Annotated in this window: 2 protein-coding genes and 1 pseudogene; 2 read left to right on the plus strand and 1 reads right to left on the minus strand. The window is 41.5% G+C overall.

What is annotated here, in order from left to right; translation table 11 throughout:
* Together C7B62_RS27325 and psbC are read left to right on the plus strand one after the other, a co-directional pair.
* Positions 1-108, plus strand: a pseudogene (locus C7B62_RS27325) (photosystem II protein D2); the annotation flags it as partial.
* Positions 92-1,474: a photosystem II reaction center protein CP43 gene (psbC, locus tag C7B62_RS25210; protein ID WP_106244278.1), complete on the plus strand. Its 1,383-nt coding sequence runs from the start codon at positions 92-94 to the stop codon at positions 1,472-1,474. The pseudogene C7B62_RS27325 and the gene psbC, both read left to right, overlap by 17 nt.
* Before the next feature lie 291 nt (positions 1,475-1,765).
* Here psbC and C7B62_RS25215 read toward each other — a convergent pair whose 3' ends face one another.
* Positions 1,766-1,951 (minus strand): histidine phosphatase family protein, encoded by a 186-nt coding sequence (locus tag C7B62_RS25215; protein WP_106244281.1) that lies wholly within the window; start codon positions 1,949-1,951, stop codon positions 1,766-1,768.
* Between the last annotated feature and the right edge of the window lie 523 nt (positions 1,952-2,474).

A 2,474-nucleotide genomic window follows, 5' to 3' on the forward strand; every position in this document is an offset into this window, starting at 1 on the left:
AACATCTTGCTCAATGAAGGTCTGAGGGCATGGATGGCAACTCAAGACCAACCACATCAAAACTTTGAATTCCCAGAGGAGGTTCTACCACGTGGTAACGCTCTCTAATCCTGGCATAGGCGCAGGTCGCGATATTGAGTCCACAGGATTTGCCTGGTGGGCTGGTAACGCTCGTTTAATCAATCTTTCAGGTAAGCTACTGGGCGCACACGTTGCCCACGCTGGACTGATTGTATTCTGGACTGGTGCAATGACTATTTTTGAAGTCGCTCACTATGTCCCCGAAAAGCCCATGTACGAGCAGGGCATGATCTTGATTCCTCACCTGGCAACTTTAGGTTGGGGTGTAGGTCCTGGTGGTGAAGTAATCAATACTTACCCCTACTTCGTAGTTGGTGTTTTGCACCTAATTTCATCTGCTGTTCTTGGTTTGGGTGGTATCTATCACGCACTCCGTGGACCAGAGAAGCTAGAAGAATATTCCAATTTCTTTAGTCAAGACTGGAAAGACAAAAACCAAATGACTAACATCATTGGTTACCACCTTATCCTGTTGGGACTTGGAGCTTTCCTATTAGTTTTCAAAGCCATGTTCTTTGGTGGCGTATACGATACCTGGGCTCCAGGTGGTGGTGATGTTCGTTTAATCACTAACCCAACACTTAATCCTGCCACGATCTTTGGTTATTTAACTGCTGCTCCTTTTGGTGGCGAAGGCTGGATTATTGGGGTGGATAACATGGAAGATATTATCGGTGGTCATATTTGGATCGGTTTGATCTGTATTTCTGGCGGTATCTTCCATATCTTAACTAAGCCTTTTGGTTGGGCCAGACGCGCTTTGATTTGGAATGGTGAAGCTTACCTTTCCTACAGTATCGGTGCTGTGTCTTTAATGTCCTTCATCGCTGCTTGCTATATTTGGTTCAACAACACTGCTTACCCCAGTGAATTCTATGGTCCTACTAACGCTGAAGCTTCTCAAGCACAAGCCTTTACATTCTTAGCTCGTGACCAACAGATGGGGGCGAATATTGGTTCATCTCAAGGTCCTACTGGTCTTGGTAAATACCTAATGCGTTCTCCTACTGGTGAGATTATTCTTGGTGGAGAAACCATGCGTTTTTGGGATTTTCGAGGTCCTTGGTTAGAACCTATGCGTGGGCCTAACGGTATCGACCTTGATAAAGTCAGAAATGACATTCAGCCTTGGCAACTACGTCGTGCTGCTGAGTATATGACTCACGCTCCTAATGCCTCAATCAACTCTGTTGGTGGTATTATCACTGAGTCAAACTCCTTTAACTTTGTCAATATTCGCCAGTGGTTGGCTTCATTCCAGTTCATTATGGCTTTCTTTTTCCTCATTGGTCACTTATGGCATGCTGGGCGTGCTAGAGCTGCTGCTGGTGGATTTGAAAAAGGCATTGAACGGGAAACTGAACCAACGCTGTTTATGCCTGATTTGGACTAATCAATTGTAATTGTTCGCTTATTAATTTAGGTTTCAAAAAGTCCCTACTACATTGATTGTAGGGGCTTTTTTTTGGTGGAAAAACAGATGAAAATTATAGCCCTGGTTCTTTTCTCAACTTTTTTTCCTTATTTTCGAGAATTGGTATTAATTTACCAACGCCAAATACTGATACGTCGAGCAACTTCATTAGGTTTTATAGTTTAGTATGGCGATCGCTAAAAAGTCGAACTCAGCAAGATTGGCTTCCTTCAATCCGCTGCACCGCAATTGTGATAAGGCTCGTGTAAACTACTTGATCATTCGCATTGATTGATAAGCTCTGACAAATGGACTGGAAATAATGCGTCCAATCGACACACCACTGAGCCAACCAGCTAATGTGATCGCTTGCTGTTGTCCTATTTCAGTCAACGGTGCATCAGGTTCCTGCCCAGTTGCCTGACAATGCCTCACGAGATACAACATTAAACTCATTCGCGATCGCTCTTGTGAACTACTTTATAAAAATCAGGCGATCGCTCTGTGTATCTCCATTTACAAATCTTACGCAATTTATAGTAGTCACGCGAAATTATAAAGATTTTTCTCAAGTTCCTAATTTACAGCTAAATAATTGAATAGATTAATTTTTGGTTTTGATAGTTAATGCGATCACGCTTGGCATTTACTGGAAAAATCTCAGACGATCACGAATATAACTGCTGTCAATTTACTCTAGGGTTGACATATTAGTTTCAAAATCTTCGATTTGGTTAAATTATAGCTTTGTTGGCATGTTCTTAGATCTTAGTTGTTTAGACAATAGTTATCGCATCATGTAACTGTTTGAAAATATCAGGCGATCGCTTTTAATTAAGAGCGATCGCGTTTTGATTCTACGGGAGCAAATTTTATATTATTTAGGTTGAATAGATTGGGATATTTTGTGATCGCCTAAAACGAGTCTTTTATAAATCTCTTAACTTAAATAAGATCGCACTTTTTTTCTTAACGGATA

Origin of the sequence: Pleurocapsa sp. CCALA 161, assembly GCF_003003995.1 — a bacterium.
Taxonomy (GTDB): domain Bacteria; phylum Cyanobacteriota; class Cyanobacteriia; order Cyanobacteriales; family Xenococcaceae; genus Waterburya.